Annotated in this window: 17 protein-coding genes and 1 pseudogene; 12 read left to right on the forward strand and 6 right to left on the reverse strand. The window is 70.6% G+C overall.

All coding sequences use genetic code 11. The features are described from left to right. Window positions 1–62: 62 nt before the first annotated feature. The 6 genes and pseudogenes from ACQP1N_RS14445 (at window position 63) to ACQP1N_RS14470 (ending at window position 4,147) form a co-directional block, all read left to right on the forward strand. A complete protein-coding gene (locus ACQP1N_RS14445; protein WP_067799801.1) occupies window positions 63–1,103 on the forward strand; it encodes a zinc-dependent alcohol dehydrogenase family protein in 1,041 nt (346 codons plus the stop codon). A 132-nt stretch (window positions 1,104–1,235) separates the two neighbouring features. Next, window positions 1,236–1,430, forward strand: a complete 195-nt coding sequence (locus tag ACQP1N_RS14450) for a hypothetical protein (RefSeq protein WP_067799804.1) — start codon at window positions 1,236–1,238, stop codon at window positions 1,428–1,430. Between the two features lie 134 nt (window positions 1,431–1,564). After that, window positions 1,565–1,660 (forward strand): annotated as a pseudogene (locus tag ACQP1N_RS14455) (hypothetical protein); the annotation flags it as partial. Window positions 1,661–1,776: 116 nt separating this feature from the next. Beyond that, complete coding sequence (locus ACQP1N_RS14460) at window positions 1,777–2,319, forward strand: amidohydrolase family protein (protein ID WP_433232710.1); 543 nt, start codon at window positions 1,777–1,779, stop codon at window positions 2,317–2,319. Then, a complete protein-coding gene (locus tag ACQP1N_RS14465; RefSeq protein WP_433231823.1) occupies window positions 2,316–3,641 on the forward strand; it encodes an FUSC family protein in 1,326 nt (441 codons plus the stop codon). Before ACQP1N_RS14460 ends, ACQP1N_RS14465 begins: the two co-directional genes overlap by 4 nt. After that, complete coding sequence (locus ACQP1N_RS14470) at window positions 3,596–4,147, forward strand: hypothetical protein (protein ID WP_433231825.1); 552 nt, start codon at window positions 3,596–3,598, stop codon at window positions 4,145–4,147. The genes ACQP1N_RS14465 and ACQP1N_RS14470 overlap by 46 nt, the downstream gene beginning before the upstream one ends. Here ACQP1N_RS14470 and ACQP1N_RS14475 read toward each other — a convergent pair. The 6 genes from ACQP1N_RS14475 to ACQP1N_RS14500 are packed head-to-tail and all read right to left on the reverse strand — an operon-like array spanning window position 4,116 to window position 9,860. Next, window positions 4,116–5,936: a CocE/NonD family hydrolase gene (locus tag ACQP1N_RS14475; RefSeq protein ID WP_165488438.1), complete on the reverse strand. Its 1,821-nt coding sequence runs from the start codon at window positions 5,934–5,936 to the stop codon at window positions 4,116–4,118. The two genes, ACQP1N_RS14470 and ACQP1N_RS14475, sit on opposite strands and share 32 nt — an antisense overlap. A 5-nt stretch (window positions 5,937–5,941) precedes the next feature. Then, the gene (locus tag ACQP1N_RS14480; RefSeq protein WP_433231827.1) at window positions 5,942–6,454 is read right to left on the reverse strand and encodes a RidA family protein; all 513 of its coding nucleotides are present in this window, start codon (window positions 6,452–6,454) and stop codon (window positions 5,942–5,944) included. A 34-nt stretch (window positions 6,455–6,488) separates the two neighbouring features. Next, on the reverse strand, window positions 6,489–7,460 hold the full coding sequence (locus tag ACQP1N_RS14485; RefSeq protein ID WP_067799818.1) for a cyclase family protein: 972 nt from the start codon (window positions 7,458–7,460) through the stop codon (window positions 6,489–6,491). A gap of 53 nt (window positions 7,461–7,513) precedes the next feature. Continuing rightward, window positions 7,514–8,158 (reverse strand): bifunctional 4-hydroxy-2-oxoglutarate aldolase/2-dehydro-3-deoxy-phosphogluconate aldolase, encoded by a 645-nt coding sequence (locus tag ACQP1N_RS14490; protein WP_067799820.1) that lies wholly within the window; start codon window positions 8,156–8,158, stop codon window positions 7,514–7,516. A 53-nt stretch (window positions 8,159–8,211) separates the two neighbouring features. Then, complete coding sequence (locus tag ACQP1N_RS14495) at window positions 8,212–9,162, reverse strand: NAD-dependent epimerase/dehydratase family protein (protein ID WP_433231831.1); 951 nt, start codon at window positions 9,160–9,162, stop codon at window positions 8,212–8,214. Next, the gene (locus tag ACQP1N_RS14500) at window positions 9,159–9,860 is read right to left on the reverse strand and encodes a GntR family transcriptional regulator (RefSeq protein ID WP_067799826.1); all 702 of its coding nucleotides are present in this window, start codon (window positions 9,858–9,860) and stop codon (window positions 9,159–9,161) included. Before ACQP1N_RS14500 ends, ACQP1N_RS14495 begins: the two co-directional genes overlap by 4 nt. Window positions 9,861–10,081: 221 nt before the next feature. Here ACQP1N_RS14500 and ACQP1N_RS14505 point away from each other — a divergent pair, with 221 nt between their 5' ends. The 6 genes from ACQP1N_RS14505 to ACQP1N_RS14530 all read left to right on the forward strand — a co-directional run bounded on the left by ACQP1N_RS14505 (window position 10,082) and on the right by ACQP1N_RS14530 (window position 16,397). Further along, window positions 10,082–11,113: an ABC transporter substrate-binding protein gene (locus ACQP1N_RS14505; RefSeq protein WP_067799829.1), complete on the forward strand. Its 1,032-nt coding sequence runs from the start codon at window positions 10,082–10,084 to the stop codon at window positions 11,111–11,113. 89 nt (window positions 11,114–11,202) lie between these two features. Further along, a complete protein-coding gene (locus ACQP1N_RS14510) occupies window positions 11,203–12,024 on the forward strand; it encodes an ABC transporter permease (RefSeq protein WP_131732892.1) in 822 nt (273 codons plus the stop codon). A 3-nt stretch (window positions 12,025–12,027) separates the two neighbouring features. Then, on the forward strand, window positions 12,028–12,792 hold the full coding sequence (locus ACQP1N_RS14515; protein ID WP_433231836.1) for an ABC transporter ATP-binding protein: 765 nt from the start codon (window positions 12,028–12,030) through the stop codon (window positions 12,790–12,792). Window positions 12,793–12,842: 50 nt separating this feature from the next. After that, the gene (locus ACQP1N_RS14520; RefSeq protein WP_433231839.1) at window positions 12,843–13,994 is read left to right on the forward strand and encodes a mandelate racemase/muconate lactonizing enzyme family protein; all 1,152 of its coding nucleotides are present in this window, start codon (window positions 12,843–12,845) and stop codon (window positions 13,992–13,994) included. After that, window positions 13,984–15,429: an aldehyde dehydrogenase family protein gene (locus tag ACQP1N_RS14525; protein WP_433231841.1), complete on the forward strand. Its 1,446-nt coding sequence runs from the start codon at window positions 13,984–13,986 to the stop codon at window positions 15,427–15,429. Before ACQP1N_RS14520 ends, ACQP1N_RS14525 begins: the two co-directional genes overlap by 11 nt. Window positions 15,430–15,575: 146 nt before the next feature. Then, on the forward strand, window positions 15,576–16,397 hold the full coding sequence (locus ACQP1N_RS14530) for an SAM-dependent methyltransferase (RefSeq protein WP_433231843.1): 822 nt from the start codon (window positions 15,576–15,578) through the stop codon (window positions 16,395–16,397). Window positions 16,398–16,538: the final 141 nt, after the last annotated feature.

Genomic DNA, 16,538 nt, shown 5'->3' on the forward strand with positions numbered 1-16,538 from the left:
CGTCCCCCGCCCCGCCGATTCCACGCTGGAAGCGGACAGACGACTGACGAAGGAGGGGGCTCATGCAAGCGCTGGTGTACCACGGACCCGGCCGCAAGGCATGGGAGGAGGTTCCGAAGCCGCAGATCGTCGAGGACGGCGACGCGGTGGTGCGGGTCGACGCGGTGACGATCTGCGGAACCGACCTGCACATTCTCAAGGGGGACGTTCCGGCGGTGACCGACGGGCGCATCCTCGGCCACGAGGCGGTCGGCACCGTCGAGTCCGTCGGCCCGTCCGTACGGACCGTCAAGCCCGGCGACCAGGTACTGGTGTCGTGCATCACCGCGTGCGGGACGTGCCGGTTCTGCCGCGAGGGCCGCTACGGGCAGTGCCTGGGCGGTGGCGGCTGGATCCTCGGCCACAAGATCGACGGAACGCAGGCCGAGTACGTGCGGGTGCCGTTCGCCGACACCTCGGTCTACCCGCTTCCCGAGGGCGTCCCCGCGCAGGACGTGCTGATGCTGGCCGACATCCTGCCGACCGGCTACGAGGTCGGCGTGCTGAACGGCGCCGTCCAGCCCGGCGACACCGTCGCGGTGGTGGGCGCCGGCCCGATCGGCCTTTCGGCGATCATGGGCGCGCAGCTCTTCAGCCCCGGCGGCATCATCGCGATCGACCAGGCCGACAGCCGGCTGGACGCCGCCAAGCGGTTCGGCGCCGACACCACGATCAACAACTCCCGGGAGGACGCACTGGAAGCCGTCCGGGAACTGACCGACGGACTCGGCGCGGACGTGACCATCGAGGCCGTCGGCGTCCCCGACACCTTCGAGCTGTCGGTGGCACTGGCCCGCCCGGGCGGCCGGATCGCCAACATCGGGGTGCACGGCGCCCCCGCCTCACTGCACCTGGAGGAGCAGTGGATCCGTGACATCACGATCACGACGGGCCTGGTGGACACCTTCTCCACGCCCACCCTGCTCCGCCTGCTCGCCGGCCGCCGCCTCGACGCCGGCCGGTTCATCACCCACACCTTCCCGCTGAACGAGTTCATCGAGGCCTACGAGATCTTCGCCGACGCCGCCCACACCGGCGCCCTGAAGGTCGTCCTGACCCGCTGAACCCGGGAGAGCCGCAGCCGCGCCGTGCTCGACGGCGCGGCTGCGGCTCTCCCCGGTCTCAGCCATCGGCGAATCCGGCGTCGGTTCCCCTGGCCTGCTCTTCCTCGGTCATGCGTATCCGGAAGAGGCGGAATGCGCATCGTCGGTTTCGGTGGGCTGCTCAATGGGAGCGCCCGTTCGCGGGCCGCGCGGGAAGAGGCGGTCACCCGGATGCACGCATGGGGTTATCTGGACACCGAGGCGCCGGGACCCGACGGGGGCGGCGACGGGCACCGGGCACCCTCCGAGCGCGCCAAGGCGGGCGCCTCCCGGTCGAGGAAGGGCTGACGGCGATGACGACGATGTCTCGCGAGAAGTACGCGAGCATGTACGGCCCCTCCGAGCCCAACGTGCTGCCGGCGTCGACCAACCCGACGCTGCCGTACACGGCGGGCTCGGTCGACGAACTGCTCGACATGACCATGGTCTGCCATCACCACAGCTACGACGTCCCCGAGGACCTGGCGTTCGCCGAAAGCCGCGTCCGCGCCGAGACCATCGCCGCGGAGACCGTCCTTCACGACCTCGGCATCATCAGCATCATCGGCTCGGACTCCCAGGCCATGGGCGGGTCGGTGAGACGGTCACCCGGGCCTTCCAGGTCGCGCACCACTGCAAGGACAAGCGCGGCCCCCTGCCCGAGGACTCCTCGCGCAACGACAACCACCGTGTCCTGCGCTTCCTGGCCAAGGTCACCATCAACCCGGCCCGCACCTGCGGCATGGCCGACACGATCGGGTCGCTGGAGGACGGCAAGCTCGCCGACATCGTGCTGTGGCCGATCCGCTCCTTCGCGGCGAAACCGTTCATGGTCATCAAGGGCGGGCTGATCAGCTGGGCCCAGACGGGGGACCCGAACGCCTCGCTTCCCACCCCGCAGCCGGTGTACTTCCGGCCGGCGTTCGGGGGGGTCGGCAAGGCGCTGCAGAAGACCTGCGTGACCTTCATGTCGGATGCGGCGATCTCCGAGGGCGTGCCCGAGAAACTCGAACTGGAGCGGCTCGTCCAGCCGGTACGGCAGTGCCGCACCGTCGACAAGCGGCACATGATGCACAACTCCACGCTGGCGGAGGTCAGGGTCGACCCGGAGACCTACCGGGTCACCGTCGACGGGGAGCCCGTCACCATCGAGCCGGCGACGAAACTGCCGTTGAACCGGCTGTTCTTCATCGCATGACACGCGGGGCCGCGGAGACCGAGGGGCTGGAGCGGCTGCTGGCGCAGCTCCAGCTCACCGACTCCGGTTTTCCCAGCGGGCTGTACACGCTCTCGCACGGCTTGGAGGGCTACGTCCAGCTCCGTCTCGTCGAGCCGGAGGACCTGCGCGACCTGGTGCGCGCGGCGGGCACCGCCGATGCCGCGGCGCTCGCGCCGGCGCACCGGGCGGTGGCCGCGGACGACTGGGACCGGCTGGTGGAGACCGACCGGAGACTGCACTCGATCAAGCTCAACCGGGAGCAGCGGACGGCCTCGGTGCGCACCGGCCGGCAGGTCCTGGGACACCGCCGGCCCCGCGTTCGGGTCGGTCCCCGCGGCACGGCTGGCCCGGCTGGTCGCGGACGGTGCGGCGCCCGGCAACCACGCGGTCGTCGTGGGGGCCGTGCACGCGGGGCTCCGGGTGCCCGTCCGGGACCCCGGCGGTCCGCCGCCGGCGAAGCGATCGGCGGGCTTGCGCGCCGGCTACGGCTGCTGGCCCGGGCGCTGTCGCAGACCCGCCCGGTACCCGCCGAGGAACCGCCGGCGGCCGGCGGTCCCGTCCGCCGCCCGCAGGCGGCACAGAGGACCACGGGGGAGCGGGCCAATGGCCGGAACGACCTGCTCGGCGCGGCCGTCATCGGGCAGATCACCCGGTCCATCGATCGCATCGACAGCATTCTCGAGTCGGCCCGGCGCACACTCGGCGGCGGGCTGCGACTCGCCCCCGCCGTCCACTGGAAACGGCCGCGGGGCGCGCCCGGCACGGTGGCGGCCGCGATCGTCCAGGCCGCGCGGGCCCGGTCCCCGCAGTTCCGGCACGCCGCCCGGGTCGCCGTACTGGTCACCCTGGCGATGGCGATCTCCACAGGTCTCCGGCTCGCGCACGGGCAGTGGATGGCGGTGACGGTCCTGGTCAGCCTGCGCGACACCTACGGGCAGACGATGGCGCGGGTCGGGCAGCGGATCATCGGCAGTGTGCTGGGCAGCGTGATCGCGGCGGTGGTGCTGGCCCTGGCCCCCGCCCCACCGCACGCCGTGCTGCTGATGATGGTGTTCGCCATGGTGGGATTTACGCTCCGGCCGGTGAGCTACGCGTTCTGGATGGTGTGCGCCACACCGCCGCTCATGATGCTGATGGATCTCACCTTCGTCTCTCACTGGTCCGTCGCCCTGGAGCGCATCGGACTCATCGCCGGCGGAGGGCTGATCGCGGCGGTGGGAGCCAGGGTGCTCTGCCCAGGGGAGCAGCGCAGCAGTTGCCCGCAAGGACGGCCGGACTGCTGTCGGCGACCGCGGATCTGACCCGCGCCGCCGCGTCGGTCGTCGACGGGGATCTGCCCGGCCTGCCGGCCGACCGGCTCGCCGCCACCAGAAAGGCCATCGACGGCATCGCGGACCTGCGGACCAGGCTGGAGAACGAGCCGGGTCGCGACACCGGGCGGATCGGGCGGCTGACCGCGATCGTCCGGGCCGCCCGGCACATTCGCGACCGCCTCATCGCGGTGGCGGGCCTGCCCCCGCAGAACCTGGGGGAGAACGCCCCGGTCGCCCGCGTCCTCGACCGGCTGGCCGACGTCGTCGAGGCCGCCGCCGCTCACGATGACTCCAGCACGTCCGGCCGGCTCGACCTCACCGGCCAGTTCGCCGCCCTGGACGATCAGATCGCGCTCCTGACCGGTCCGGGTCGCCGGAGCGGCGCCCGGGAGCGAAGGCTGAGCGGGCTCGTCCCGGCCCGCCACATCCTGAGCGCCTTGGCGGACGACGTCAACGAACTGATCACTGCGCTCGCCCCGGCACCGCCGCGATGACGTTCTCCTGCCCGCCGCCCGGAAGGCACAGCACGGAGGGGTGCCGTTGGTCGTGGAGCACCGTCTGGTGGGCGACCACGTACTCCCAGGGGTGCGCGGACGCCTGCGGGGCGCCGGTGTTGCGGTTGGGGTCCTTGGCCGGAAAGTCGCTGCTGGTGACCTGGAGCCGGATCCGGTGCCCTGCCCGGAACCGCCAGGACGTCGGGTTCATCGGGATGCGGAACTCCGTGACGGCATTCGGGGTGAGCGGTTCCGGGTCGGACAGCGATCGCCGGTAGCGGGCACGCAGCGTGCCCTGGCTGACGTTCACCGCGCGCTCACCGGGACCGACATCGACAAGCCGGACGACCCAGTCGGTGTCCACGGCCGAGGACGCGGCGTAGAGGGTGACCGTGGGCACTCCTGTGCACTCCAGGCCGTCGGTGAGGGGCTCGGAAGAGTACACCAGGACGTCGTTGCGGACTTCGACCGTGGCCTGGCACGCCTGGCCCATGGGGGAGGCGGCACGATTGCAGCAGGAGTTGCCTCCGGCGCTGGGCACCGGGTTGCTCGGGTCGCAGATGAACACATCGGCCGGGGAGTCCGGTGCCGGAGAATCGGGCGACAGCCGGCCGTCACCGGACCGCGAGTTGGCCTGCCCCTGCGACGCGAGGTACAGACGCACTGTTGTTTCGCCGGGCGGCCAGGTGGGTGCCGTCTTCCACTGGTTCGCGCCCATGACGAAGTAGCTGACCCCCGGATCGTCGTCGGGTGCGTCGCCTGGCCGGGTGCCCCGTGGTGGTTTCAGCCACCGGTCGAACCACGCGGTTTGCGCGGGGTCGACGCGGTTGCGGAAGCTGGGCCCCAGCGTGGGGCCGGCGGCTTCCGGCGCCCACGGCATGTGGATCCACGGGCCCATCATCAGGCGCTGTTCGCCTGCGCCCGCTCGCCGGGCGAGTTCCCCGTAGTTGCGCACCGTGCCGGCGGCGAAGACGTCGTACCAGCCACCGATGTGCAGGCATGGCACGGTGATCCGGTCGTAGCGTTCGGGGAGTCCGATCGAGGACCAGTAGTCATCGCGTGTGTCGTGCTTGAGCCAGTCGAAGAAGTAGGGGGCCACGCCGGTCTCCCGCAGCAGGCGCAGCTGGTCCAGGGGGCGCTCGTGGAACATCCGGGGGAAGTCATTGGCCTGGGCGTGGAGCCGGGCCGCCGCCTTCCAGTCGCGGGCATGGACGGCCTCTTGCATGGCGAGCATCTGCACGGTCCACGACAGGACGAACGCGAGGTTCAGCACGCCGCCCTCATACATCCAGCCGTCGAAATAGTCACCGGCTGTGAACGCGGGTACGCAGCACTTGAGGGACGGAGGGTTCTCCGCGGCGGCGAGTAGCTGGGTGGCTCCGGCGTAGGAGAACCCGTACATCCCCACGGAGCCGTTGCTCTCCGGCAGCGTGGCCGCCCACTCGACGGTGTCGTACCCGTCGTGGGCCTCCTGGCGGAGCGGGTCGAAACGTCCGTCGGAGGCGTACCGGCCACGGCAGTCCTGGATGACGACGACATAGCCCTGGCCTGCGTACCAGGAGGGGTGCTGGTAGACGAACGACTGCGCGACGTCCTTGTTGTAGGGCACCCGCATCAGCAGCACCGGATACTCGCCGGCGTCTGCGGGGCGGTACACGTCGGATCGCAGCACGGTGCCGTCGCGCATGGTCGCCGGGACGTTGCGGGACACCCGAACTCCCCCGGCGAGCACGCTCTCGCGAACCGCGGCCCTGCCGGCTTCCGTCGATGTGCCGTTGGCTGCACCCATGTCCATCATTGGACCCGCTGCGGTGTCGCGGTGTCGCGGCGGGCGGCCATGAGCTCGATCTCGACGCAGATGCCGAACGGCAGTTCGGCCACTCCCACGGCGCTGCGGGCGTGTGTTCCGCGCTCGCCCAGCAGCTCGTAAAGCACCGAGGAGGCGCGGTCGATGACAGTGCTCTGCCGAGTGAAGCCGGGGGCGCTGCGGACGAACGCCGTGAGCTTGATGAGCCGGTCCACCGACTCGACGCCGCCCACGGCCGCACATGCGGAGGTGAGCGCGTTCACCGCCGCGACGGCCGCGGCCTGCTGCGCCTGTTCGACGGTGACGTCCCCGCCGACATAGCCGCTGTGGAGACGCCGGCCGTGGAGCATCGGGCCGACGCCGGAGGTGTAGATGACGCCGCCGTGGATCACCGCGGGGCGGTAGCTCCCCTTGGGGCTGGGCGGGTCCGGCAACTCGATTCCCAGCAGCGCCGCTCGCTGCTGGAGCACTTCCGCGGTCAGCGGGGGTTCGGTGGACATGGTGCCTCTCGTTCGCTGGTCGGTCCGGTCGCGGCTAGAGCATCGCCACCACGTTGGCCGGTGATCCGATGCCACCGCGCAGGTTCATGGGGGCGCTGACGAGCAGGAAGTCCCAGGCGCCTCGCGCCCGGCACCGCTCGCGCAGGTCGCGCAGCTCCCACAGCTCGCCGATCGCCATTCCCAGATGGCCGATGAGGCTGGAGTGCAAGAATCCGAACGGCCGGGCCTCGGGGCTGCGGTCCGGTGGCCACACCTCGACGCCGAGCGAGTCGGCGGCCACGGCTGTCACGCCGCTGTCCCACAGGAAGCGGGCGGTGTCCTCGGTGTGGGCCAACCCGGCGGCCGTCACGTCCGGACCGGCCTGGGACACCGCGGCGCGTGCGTCGCCGTCGAGGCCGAGGTACCAGTCGAGATATCCGGTGTAGAGCAGCAGGATGTCGCCGAACCTCAGGGTGGTCTGCTGCGCCGTCAATGCGGCCTGGACGTCCTCGACCGACATCGCGATGGGCTCACCGGGGCCGTAGTCGCCATGCCGCTGCCTCATGGCGGTGTCCATGTCCACCAGCACGCCGCGCCCGGCGATTCCGCTCCGAGCCCACACGTCGATGCCGTTGACCTCGCCGGACAACTGCTGCTCAAGGGTCGTCCCGCCGAAGAACACGCCGGGATGGGCGCCGATGTGGTTCAGGGCGTCCCACTGGGAGCTCACCTGCGGGTACAGCGCGTCCACACGGTCGTCGAGGACGAGCCCTTCGCGTTTGGTCTCCACGCTGTGCTCCAGCCGCGCACGGCCGAACAGCGGCGGGTCGATGACGTCCAGGGCCGCGTTCAGGCTGACCAGTTCGCCGGTCCGCGCCGAGCGCAGTGCCTCCAGGCGGGTCTGGTCGTCGATCAGGCCGAGCGCCCCGACCCCGGCGCATTGCGGGAGGTCCCAGGCGTGCCGGCCCCCGTAGGGGGACAGCGGAAGGTCGTCGTAGCGGGGAACAGGGCGCTGAGGGGTGCTCATGGGTCGGCTCCGGTCGGTTCGTTGGTTCGATGTCGGGATGGGTTGAGCCCGTCTCAGGAGGCCGTTTCCCCGCCGTGGGCGATGTCGAGGTATCGGGCGGCCTGCTGTTCGAACTCGGCCCAGTTGTGCTCCTCCAGGTTGGTGCCCCCCAGGAGCTTGTGCCCGACCCCTACCGACACGGCTCCGCACTGGAGGAACTCGTGGGCCATGGACGCGTCGACGCCTCCGGTCACCAGGAAGGGGACGTCCGGGATCGGCTCGCGCAGCAGCCGGAAGTAGTCGACTCCGGCGGGGGCGGCGGGGAAGAGCTTGACCAGGTCGGCGCCGAGTTCGCGAGCGGTCACCGCCTCGGTGGCGGTGTAGGCGCCGGGAATGGCGAGCATGCCGTTCGCCCGGGCGGCCGAGATCACGGGTCCGCTGGTGACCGGGGAGAGCACCATCCGCGCACCCGCGTCGCGGACACCGAGAACGTCATCGACCGAGCGGACGGTTCCCGCGCCGATGAGCGCCTGGTCCCCGAAGGCGTCCGCGAGCAGGCGGATCGCGGTGAGCGCCTCCGGTGTCGTCAGGGACACCTCGAATGCGCGGTAACCGACGTTGACGAGGCGCTCGGTGGCGGTGGCGATGTCCTTGGGGGAGGGGCCGCGGAAGATCACGACCAGGCTGGGCACCGGTGAGCCGGTGGTCTCGGACTTCATCTGCTGGATCGTCTCCTTCTGGGCGTCGATTCGGTTTCCCCCGGCGGCGGGTGTCAGGCGGTGCCGGCGGCCGGCGTGGCCATGTAGTCGCGGATGGAGCGGGCGAGGTCGAACCGCGGGGTGAACCCGGCACGGCGGATCATCCGGTCGTCCACCGCCGGGACGTTCAGCCATGGTGCGGTGCCGGCCACGTGAATGGGCGTCTCGGGCGCCGCCTGCAGGACGGCCTCGCGCACCTGGCGTACCGACGCCTGATAGCCGTTGACGAGGACGATCGGGCCCAGGTCCTGCTCCGTCAGCCAGGCGACGGCTCTTCCGGCGTCGCGGACGTAGAGAAGGTCCCATGGCTCGGTGGAGTCCGGCACGGTCACCTCGTGTCCCTCGACGCCGGCGTCGACCATGTCGCCCAAGCAGGACTGAACCCCTCGGTAGCGCAGCCCCGGGCCCCAGATGAGGGTGGGGCGGACGGCGGTCGCCCGCACACCGTGGGTCGTCCGGTAGGTGCGGATCAGCTGCTCGCCGAGCACCTTCGTGGCGGCGTAGACCGAGCCGGGGGCGAGCAGGGAGTCTTCGGAGACCTTGGGCGCGGTGTAGCTGGCGGTCGGACCGTAGACGGTCGTCGAGGAAAGCCACAGCACCCTGGTCCCGGGTCGCCGGGCGGCGATCTCAAGGATGTGGAGGAGGCCGTGCACGTTCACGTCAACGGCGCCCGGGGGATTCTGCTCGGCGGACTTCCCCAGCCCGAGACCGCGGTGGGAGTAGGACGCGAGGACGATGATCGTCTCGGCCCGGGCTTCGGCCACCGCCTCCTCCAGCGTGTGCCGGTCGGTCACCGACCCCTGGTGCCGGCTGTAGCGGTCCGGCTCGCCGGGCGCGGCGGCGGGCGGCGCCGAGCCGGGCCGGTCGAAGATGTGGATCGAGGCGCCGCCGGCCGCGAGCGCGGCGGCCGTGTGCCGGCCGAGGAAGCCGTTTCCGCCGACGATCAGCACGTTGCCGGGGCTCACGCCGTCCTGCCCTGCGAGCCGTCGGCCGAGCGGACATCGGCTTCCTTGTGGCGGCTCGCCAGGTTGTGGCGGATGCGCGATATGTGCGCTCTGGCGACCGCCTCGGCCGTTTCGGGCGGGCCCTGGCGGATGGCGGTGTAGATGGCCTGATGCTCCAGGAGCGCCTGCTGGTGCCAGGTGGCGTCGGCCGCCATCATCGCAAGGGCGACCATGTCCTGGACGCGTTCGAGCGAGGCCCGCAGGTGCTCGTTGCGCGCCGCCGCGCGGACCCGCGCGTGGAACTCCATGTCGAGCGTGAGGTGCCGGTCGTGGGCATCCGCGTGCAGCGCCCGGGAGTGCTCCTGCAGGAGCGCGCCCATCTCGGCGATCTCCTGCTCGGTCGCCCGCTCGCACGCCAGGCGCGCGGCCATGCCCTCAAGCGCTTCCCGGAGCTCGTACAGGCGCAGCACGCTGGACACGTCCATGGCGGCCACCACGGCACCGCGATGGACCTCCTCGGTGGCCAGCCCCGCCTGGACCAGCCGCTGGACGGCTTCGCGGACCGGGCTGCGGCTGAATCCCAGTTCCTCGGCGAGACTTGGCACACTGAGCCGGGTGCCCGCGGGCAGCTTGCGGGCCAGGATGTCGGCTCGCAGCCGTTCGTAGACGTCGTCGGCCGTTCGGGACCGCCGGGGCATGCTGTCCAGCTCGTTCGGCACCTGCCGCGCTCCTTTTTCCTGCCCGACCCCTCCCGGGGCCGCGCCAACCCTTCGGAATATTACATGCAACATCATCGCATCCCGCCACCCGGCCGCGCAGGAGTTCTGGTGCGTTCTCCCAGAAATACCTGCGTATGCTGGGTCGGCAGCCTATTTACATGCAACATGCAATCCGCTACGGTCATGCGACCTGGAACACACCTCGACGTGAGGGAGGCCCGATGTCGATCAAGTGCGGCGTCACAGGAGCCCGGAAGCTGCTCGCCATCGCCACCGTTGCCGCGCTGGCCGTAATGGGCTGCGCTGCGGAGGAGAAGAAGGGATCCGGTGCCGGCGGCAAGGACCTGACTCAGGTCCGTGTCGCGTTCAACCCCGGAACGGCGACCCGCCTGTACGCGGCGCTCGCGAGCGGGCTGTTCGAGAAGCACGGGCTGGACGTCAAGCTGGTCCAGTTCGAGAGCGGGGCCGCGACGAACGCCGCGTTCGCCTCGGGCGGTGTGGACGTCGGCTACGCCGGCATCCCGGGCATCCTGGCCAGCCGCCTGTCCAGCGACACCCGCGTCTTCATGGTCGACAACGACGGCGCGGACGCCGGGGGGCTGGTGGTCACCAAGGACTCGGGCATCTCCCGCATCGAGGACCTGAAGGGCAAGAAGATCGGCACCATGGTCGGCACGACGGCCTGGATGGGGCTGATCAGCGCGCTCAAGGCCAAGGGCATCGACCCGTCCCAGGTCAAGATCGAGAACGTCAGCCCGCCCGCGTGGATCCCGGCGTTCAACAAGGGGGACGTGGACGGCATCTGGGGCTGGGCCCCGCTGATCTACCAGATGGACGACGCCGACGGCACCATCGTCGCGACGGACTCCGCCTACATGCGCAACCCGCTGCTGTGGCAGGTGCGCGGCAAGTTCCTGAGCGAGCACCCGGAAACGGTGAAGTCCTTCGTGGCCGCCTACGACGAGGCGTCCGCGCTGGTCGAGAAGGGCGACGCGGCGTTCCTCGCCAGGATGCAGAAGATGACCGGGACCGACGAGGCCATGGTGAAGCGGACCGTCGAGGCGGTGAAGCCGGTGGGGGTGAAGGAGACGGCGACCGGTGACTCGCCGTACTCGATGACGGACCCGCAGGGGCTGGAGGCGATCATCCGCTCCTGGACGGACGTGCTGGTCGAGCACAAGATCCTCCAGAAGCGCCCCGAACTCAAGGGCCTGGTGGACCCGTCCGCGATCCAGAAGTACCTGGCCGAGTAGGTGCCGGTCCGTTCCGCGCGTCCCGTGGACAGCCGTCGCGGAGAGGTGCCATGAGGAGAAGGAGTACGGGTCCAGGTATGGAGCAGAGCATGACTCTCGCGCCGCAGAAGACCACCGACACACCGCCACGTTCCCGCCGGCCGGTTCGAGCGCTGGGCCGAGTGCCCCTGGGGCTCGTCGGGCTGCTCGGCATCCTCGCGCTGTGGGTGATCGCCGTCGACGGCGGCCTGGTCGAGGAGAAGTGGCTGCCCGGCCCAACCGATCTCGTCGCGCACACCTGGATGTTGATCACCGAAGGCTACCGGGGTACGCCGCTGGCCACGCATGTGCTGGTGAGCATCCGGCGCACCGCGATCGGGTTCTCCATGGCCGTGCTCTTCGGGATTCCGATCGGTCTGGCCATGGGCCGCTACCGGTCCGTCGGCGCTCTGCTGGGCCCGGCCTTCGCGCTGCTGCGGCCGATCCCCCCGATCGCGTTCATCCCCCTGGCCGTGCTCTACCTCGGCCTGGGGGAGTCGTCGAAGATTCTGCTGATCTTCCTGGCGCCGTTCATGTTCATCGTGCTCAACGCCGAGGCCGGCGTCCGGTCGGTGTCCTCGTCGTGGATCCGGGCCGGGCAGATGCTCGGGTTCTCCCGGCGCCAGATGTTCACGCGCGTGATCCTGCCGGGGTCCCTGCCCAGCATCATGGTGGGGGTGCGCACCGGAGCCGCCGTCTCGTGGGCTCTGGTGGTCGCCGCGGAGCTGATCTCGGCCCAAGAGGGCCTCGGCTACATGGTCGCCTCGGCGGGCAACTTCTTCGATCTGAAGACCGTCTACGCGGGGATCTTCCTGATCGGCATCATCGGTTTTCTGCTCGACATCGCCGCCCGAGAGGTCGAGAAGCGGCTCTTGCACTGGCAGGGAAGGTAGGACATGACGGCGACGCACGAGGACGCCTTGCTGCTCCGGGAGGTCGGCAAGTCCTACGGGGACTTCACCGCGGTGACGGACGTGTCGCTGACGGTGCGGCAGTCGGAGATCGTGTGCCTGGTCGGCCCGAGCGGCTGCGGGAAGAGCACGCTGCTGAACATCATCGCGGGGTTCGAGAAGGCCACCGGCGGTGACGTGCTGATCGGCGGCCGGCCGATCACCGGCCCCGGTCCCGACCGCGCCGTGGTGTTCCAGCAGGACGCGCTGTTCCCCTGGCTGAGGGTCTTCGAGAACATCACCGCCGGGGTGAGGGCGCGCAGAGTGCAGGGGTACGAGGCGCGGGCCGAGGAACTGCTGCGCCAGGTCCGGCTTGAGGATTTCCGGCGCAGCTACCCCTACCAGCTGTCGGGCGGCATGCGGCAGCGGGCGTCGATCGCCCGCGCGCTGATGAGCGACTCCAAGGTCCTGCTGATGGACGAGCCCTTCGGTGCCCTCGACGCGCAGACCCGCGGCGAGATGCAGGGGCTCCTGCAAGAGATCTGGACCGCCTACCGGCCGACGATCGTCTTCATCACCCACGACATCGAGGAGGCGCTCGTCATCGGTGATCGCGTCGTCGTCATGGGGGCCTCGCCCGGCCGGATCCTGGAGACCCTCCAGGTCGACTTCCCCCGGCCGCGCTCGCTGGAGCTCACGACGAGGCCGGACTTCAACGAGATGAAACGCCGGATCCTGCATCTGCTGCACCCGAAGATCTACACGGCCTGAACCAGGTGGGTGCCCCGCGGCGTGCCGGGCAACGGAGAAGGGATGAGCCGGTGAGCTCACTGATCGCCGAGCGACTACGAGTGACGATCCTCTCGGCCGCGCTCGATGACGAGGTGCGGATGTCGTTCTCAAGTCTGCGTGCGCGGCGTGCCTGCATCGTCGAGGTCGAAGCCGGCGGACTGGTAGGCGTCGGAGAAAGCTGGATCAACTATCCCGACTGGGGGTACCGCGAGCGCGTCGCCACGCTGTGCGATGGCATCGCCCCGCTCCTCCTTGGTACGGACGTCTCCGATCCGGTCGCGGTCCAGCGGAGGCTGACCACGACGATGCTGTCCATCGGCCGTCAGTGGGGCGCCCCCGGGCCCATCTGGCAAGCGATCAGCGGGGTGGACCTGGCGCTGTGGGATCTTCGGGGGAAGGCCGAGGGCAAGCCCGTCGCGGCTCTGCTCGCGTCCTCCCCGGCAAGGACCTCGGTGAGCGCGTACGCCAGCGGCATCGGCCCGGACCGCGTGGACCACTGGTGCAAGATCGCCGTCGCCGGCGGGTTCCCGGCGGCGAAGGTGAAGCTGGGGTTCGGCCCGGACCAGGACCGGGCGACACTGCGGACCGCGACGGCGGTTCTCGGTGCGGACGTCGACCTGCTCGCCGATGTCAACCAGGGCTGGACGGTCGACGAGGCGTGCGAGATGGCGCCGGACCTGCTCGCCCATGAGGTGAGATGGCTTGAGGAACCCGTCGCCGGGGACCGCCTGGAGGATCTGGAGGAACTGGCGGACCGGACCGGCGTACCCCTCGCCACCGGCGAGAACGTCTACGGTCTGCCGGAGCTGCTGCGCTATGCGGACTCCCCGGCGGTCAGCACGATCCAACCGGACCTGGCCAAGTGCGGCGGGATCACCATGACATCGCGGGTCGCCGCTCGCGCGGCCGAGACCGGCACCGCACTCGCCCCGCACTGCTACGGCTCCGCGGTCGGTATCGCGGCCAGCCTCCAGCTGGCCGGAGGTTTCCCGGCCGTTGGACCGATCGAACTGGACGTCCGCGACAACCCGTTCCGCACCGATCTCGTCTCCCCGCCCCTCCGGCTGGACGGTGGCCGGCTGGAAATCCCGACCGGACCCGGGCTGGGGTTCGAGCTCGACCACGACACCATGACCCGATACCGGCTCCACCAGGAGGAACGCACCCGCCATGACCTCTGACTCGACCGCGACCGCCCTCCTGCCCCGGGTCGAGGGCGTCTGCGCCGCCGCCGTGGTGGCGGGCACACCCCGTGGCGGCCCCGACCATGAAATCCCGGACCCGGCGACCGGAGGCCGCTACGACCGGGTCGGGTGGGCATCGCGGGGCGACGTGCACGATGCCGTCCAAGCGGCGCGCGGCACCCTCCCGGCATGGGAAGGCACCCGGCCACGACGGCGTGCACAGGTGCTGCGCGCCATCGCCGCCGAGATCCGCGACCACGCCGACGCCCTTGCCGTCCTCATCATGCGGGAGACCGGCAAGCGCGCGGCGGAGGCACGGGCGGAGGCCGTCTTCTCCGCCGAGTACTTCGACTGGTTCGCCGACGCCGCGACCATGCCGACCGGGTCGCACCTGCTCAACGGCGACAAGAGATACCTCGTGGGGAGCCGGCCCGTCGGGGTGGTGGCCGCGGTGACGCCGTGGAACTTCCCGCTGTCCATCCCCGCCCGCAAGGTCGCGGCCGCGCTCGCGGCCGGCTGCCCCGTCGTGCTGAAGCCGTCCGAACTGACCCCGCTGTCCGCCCTGGCCATGCTGACCATCATCGAGCGGCACGCCCCCGCGGGCCTGGTGAACATCGTCAACGGCGATGGCGAGGAACTCACCGGCGCACTGGTCGACCACCCGGACATCGCCGCGGTCACCTTCACCGGGTCCACACGAGTCGGCACGCTGGTGGCCCAGCGGGCGATGAAGACCATGACACGCGTCACCATGGAACTGGGCGGGATGGCGCCTTTCATCATCGACGCGGACGCCGACACCGAGCTCGCCCTCGACGTCCTGCTGGTGGCCAAGTTCAGGAACAACGGCGCCTCCTGCATCGCGGCCAACAACGTCTACATCCACCGCGACCTCTACGCCGAGATCGTCCCGGCGCTCGCGGACCGGATCTCCTCACTGCGGGTAGGCGCGCCCGAGGCCGGCTCCACCGACGTCGGGCCGCTCCTGCGTCCCGAGCACACCGAACGGCTGCACACCCTCGTCTCCGAGGCCGAGCAGCAGGGGTGCCGCACGTGGAAGGCCGAGATTCCGGAGCAAGGCTGGTTCTATCCGCCCACCCTGGTCGCCGCCTCGACCCGGACATCCCTGTGGTCGGAGGAGATCTTCGGTCCCGTATGCGCGGTGCGTCCCTTCCAGGACGTCGACGAGGTCGTCAATGAGGTGAACTCCCGGGGCACCGGCTTGGCCGGCTACATCGTGTCCGCCGACACCGAACGCGGCCTCACGACCGCGGCACGCCTCAACGTGGGCATCGTGGGCATCAACAACGGAGCCCCCAACACGCCCGAAGTCCCGTTCGGAGGCGTCGGCCTCGCCGGAATCGGCCGCGAAGGCGGCATCGAAGGGATGCGCGAATTCCTGGAGCCCCAGACGATCACCCTGGCGCGGTAAGGGGGCGCCCAGAAGGCCCGGGGCAGGGACGAGTTCGACCGGCAAACCATCTTCTTTCGGGATGTAACCGGGAAATCGCCCATCCAGTGATCTTGCCGGTCTAGGCTGGGCGGTGGCCCAGCACCGGGAAGTCTGGAGGTCCCCTGATGGTCAGTGAGAGGCCCGAGTACGAGGGGACGCCGGACCCGCCCCCCTTCGACACCAGCGTCGCGCACATCGCCCGCGTCCAGGACTACTGGCTGGGCGGCAAGGACAACTACGCGCCCGACCGGGAGGCCGCGGAACAGGCGATGGCGGCGCTGCCCGACCTGGTCGCCTCGGTGCGCAACACCCGGGCGTTCCTGGCCCGCGCCGTGCGCTTCCTGGCCGCCGAGCGGGGCGTGCGGCAGTTCCTGGACATCGGCACCGGCATCCCGGCGGCCAACAACACCCACGAGGTCGCGCAGGCCGCCGCCCCCGAGAGCCGCGTGGTGTACGTCGACAACGACCCGATCGTGCTCGCGCACGCCCGCGCCCTGCTCACCGGCACCCCGGCCGGCGCCACCTCCTACATCGACGCCGACATCCGCGACACCGGCACGATCCTGAACGCCGCCCGGGAGGTCCTGGACTTCGACCGGCCGGTCGCGGTGATGCTGATCGCGATCATGCAGTACGTGCCGGACGAGTCCGACCCCTACGGGGTGGTCCGCACGCTGGTGGACGCGGTCCCCGGCGGCAGCTATGTGGCGATCTCCCATCCGGCCACCGACATCCAGGCCGCCAGGATGGCCGACATGGCCGACCGGCTGAACCAGACCATGGCCGAGAAGCTCACCCTGCGCAGCCGCGACCAGGTGGCGGCCTTCCTCGACGGCCTCGACCTGGTCGACCCCGGCCTGGTGCGGGCGCCCGAGTGGCGCCCGGACGACCCGGCCCTGGCCTCCACCCCGTCCACCATGTGGAGCGGCGTCGCCCGCAAGCCCTAGCGGGCGGCGTTGGGGGCGTTGCACACGCGGCCGGCGGTGGTGGCCGCCCGGCCCCCCGCCCGTGGCGACCTCCAACACCGAGGTCTGCGCCTTTTCATCTTGATCGCGCTGGTCACAGCGCGGTTCCGTTAGACCGGAGCC

The sequence above is a fragment of the Actinomadura formosensis genome (genome assembly GCF_050948385.1).
Classification (GTDB): Bacteria; Actinomycetota; Actinomycetes; order Streptosporangiales; family Streptosporangiaceae; genus Spirillospora; species Spirillospora formosensis.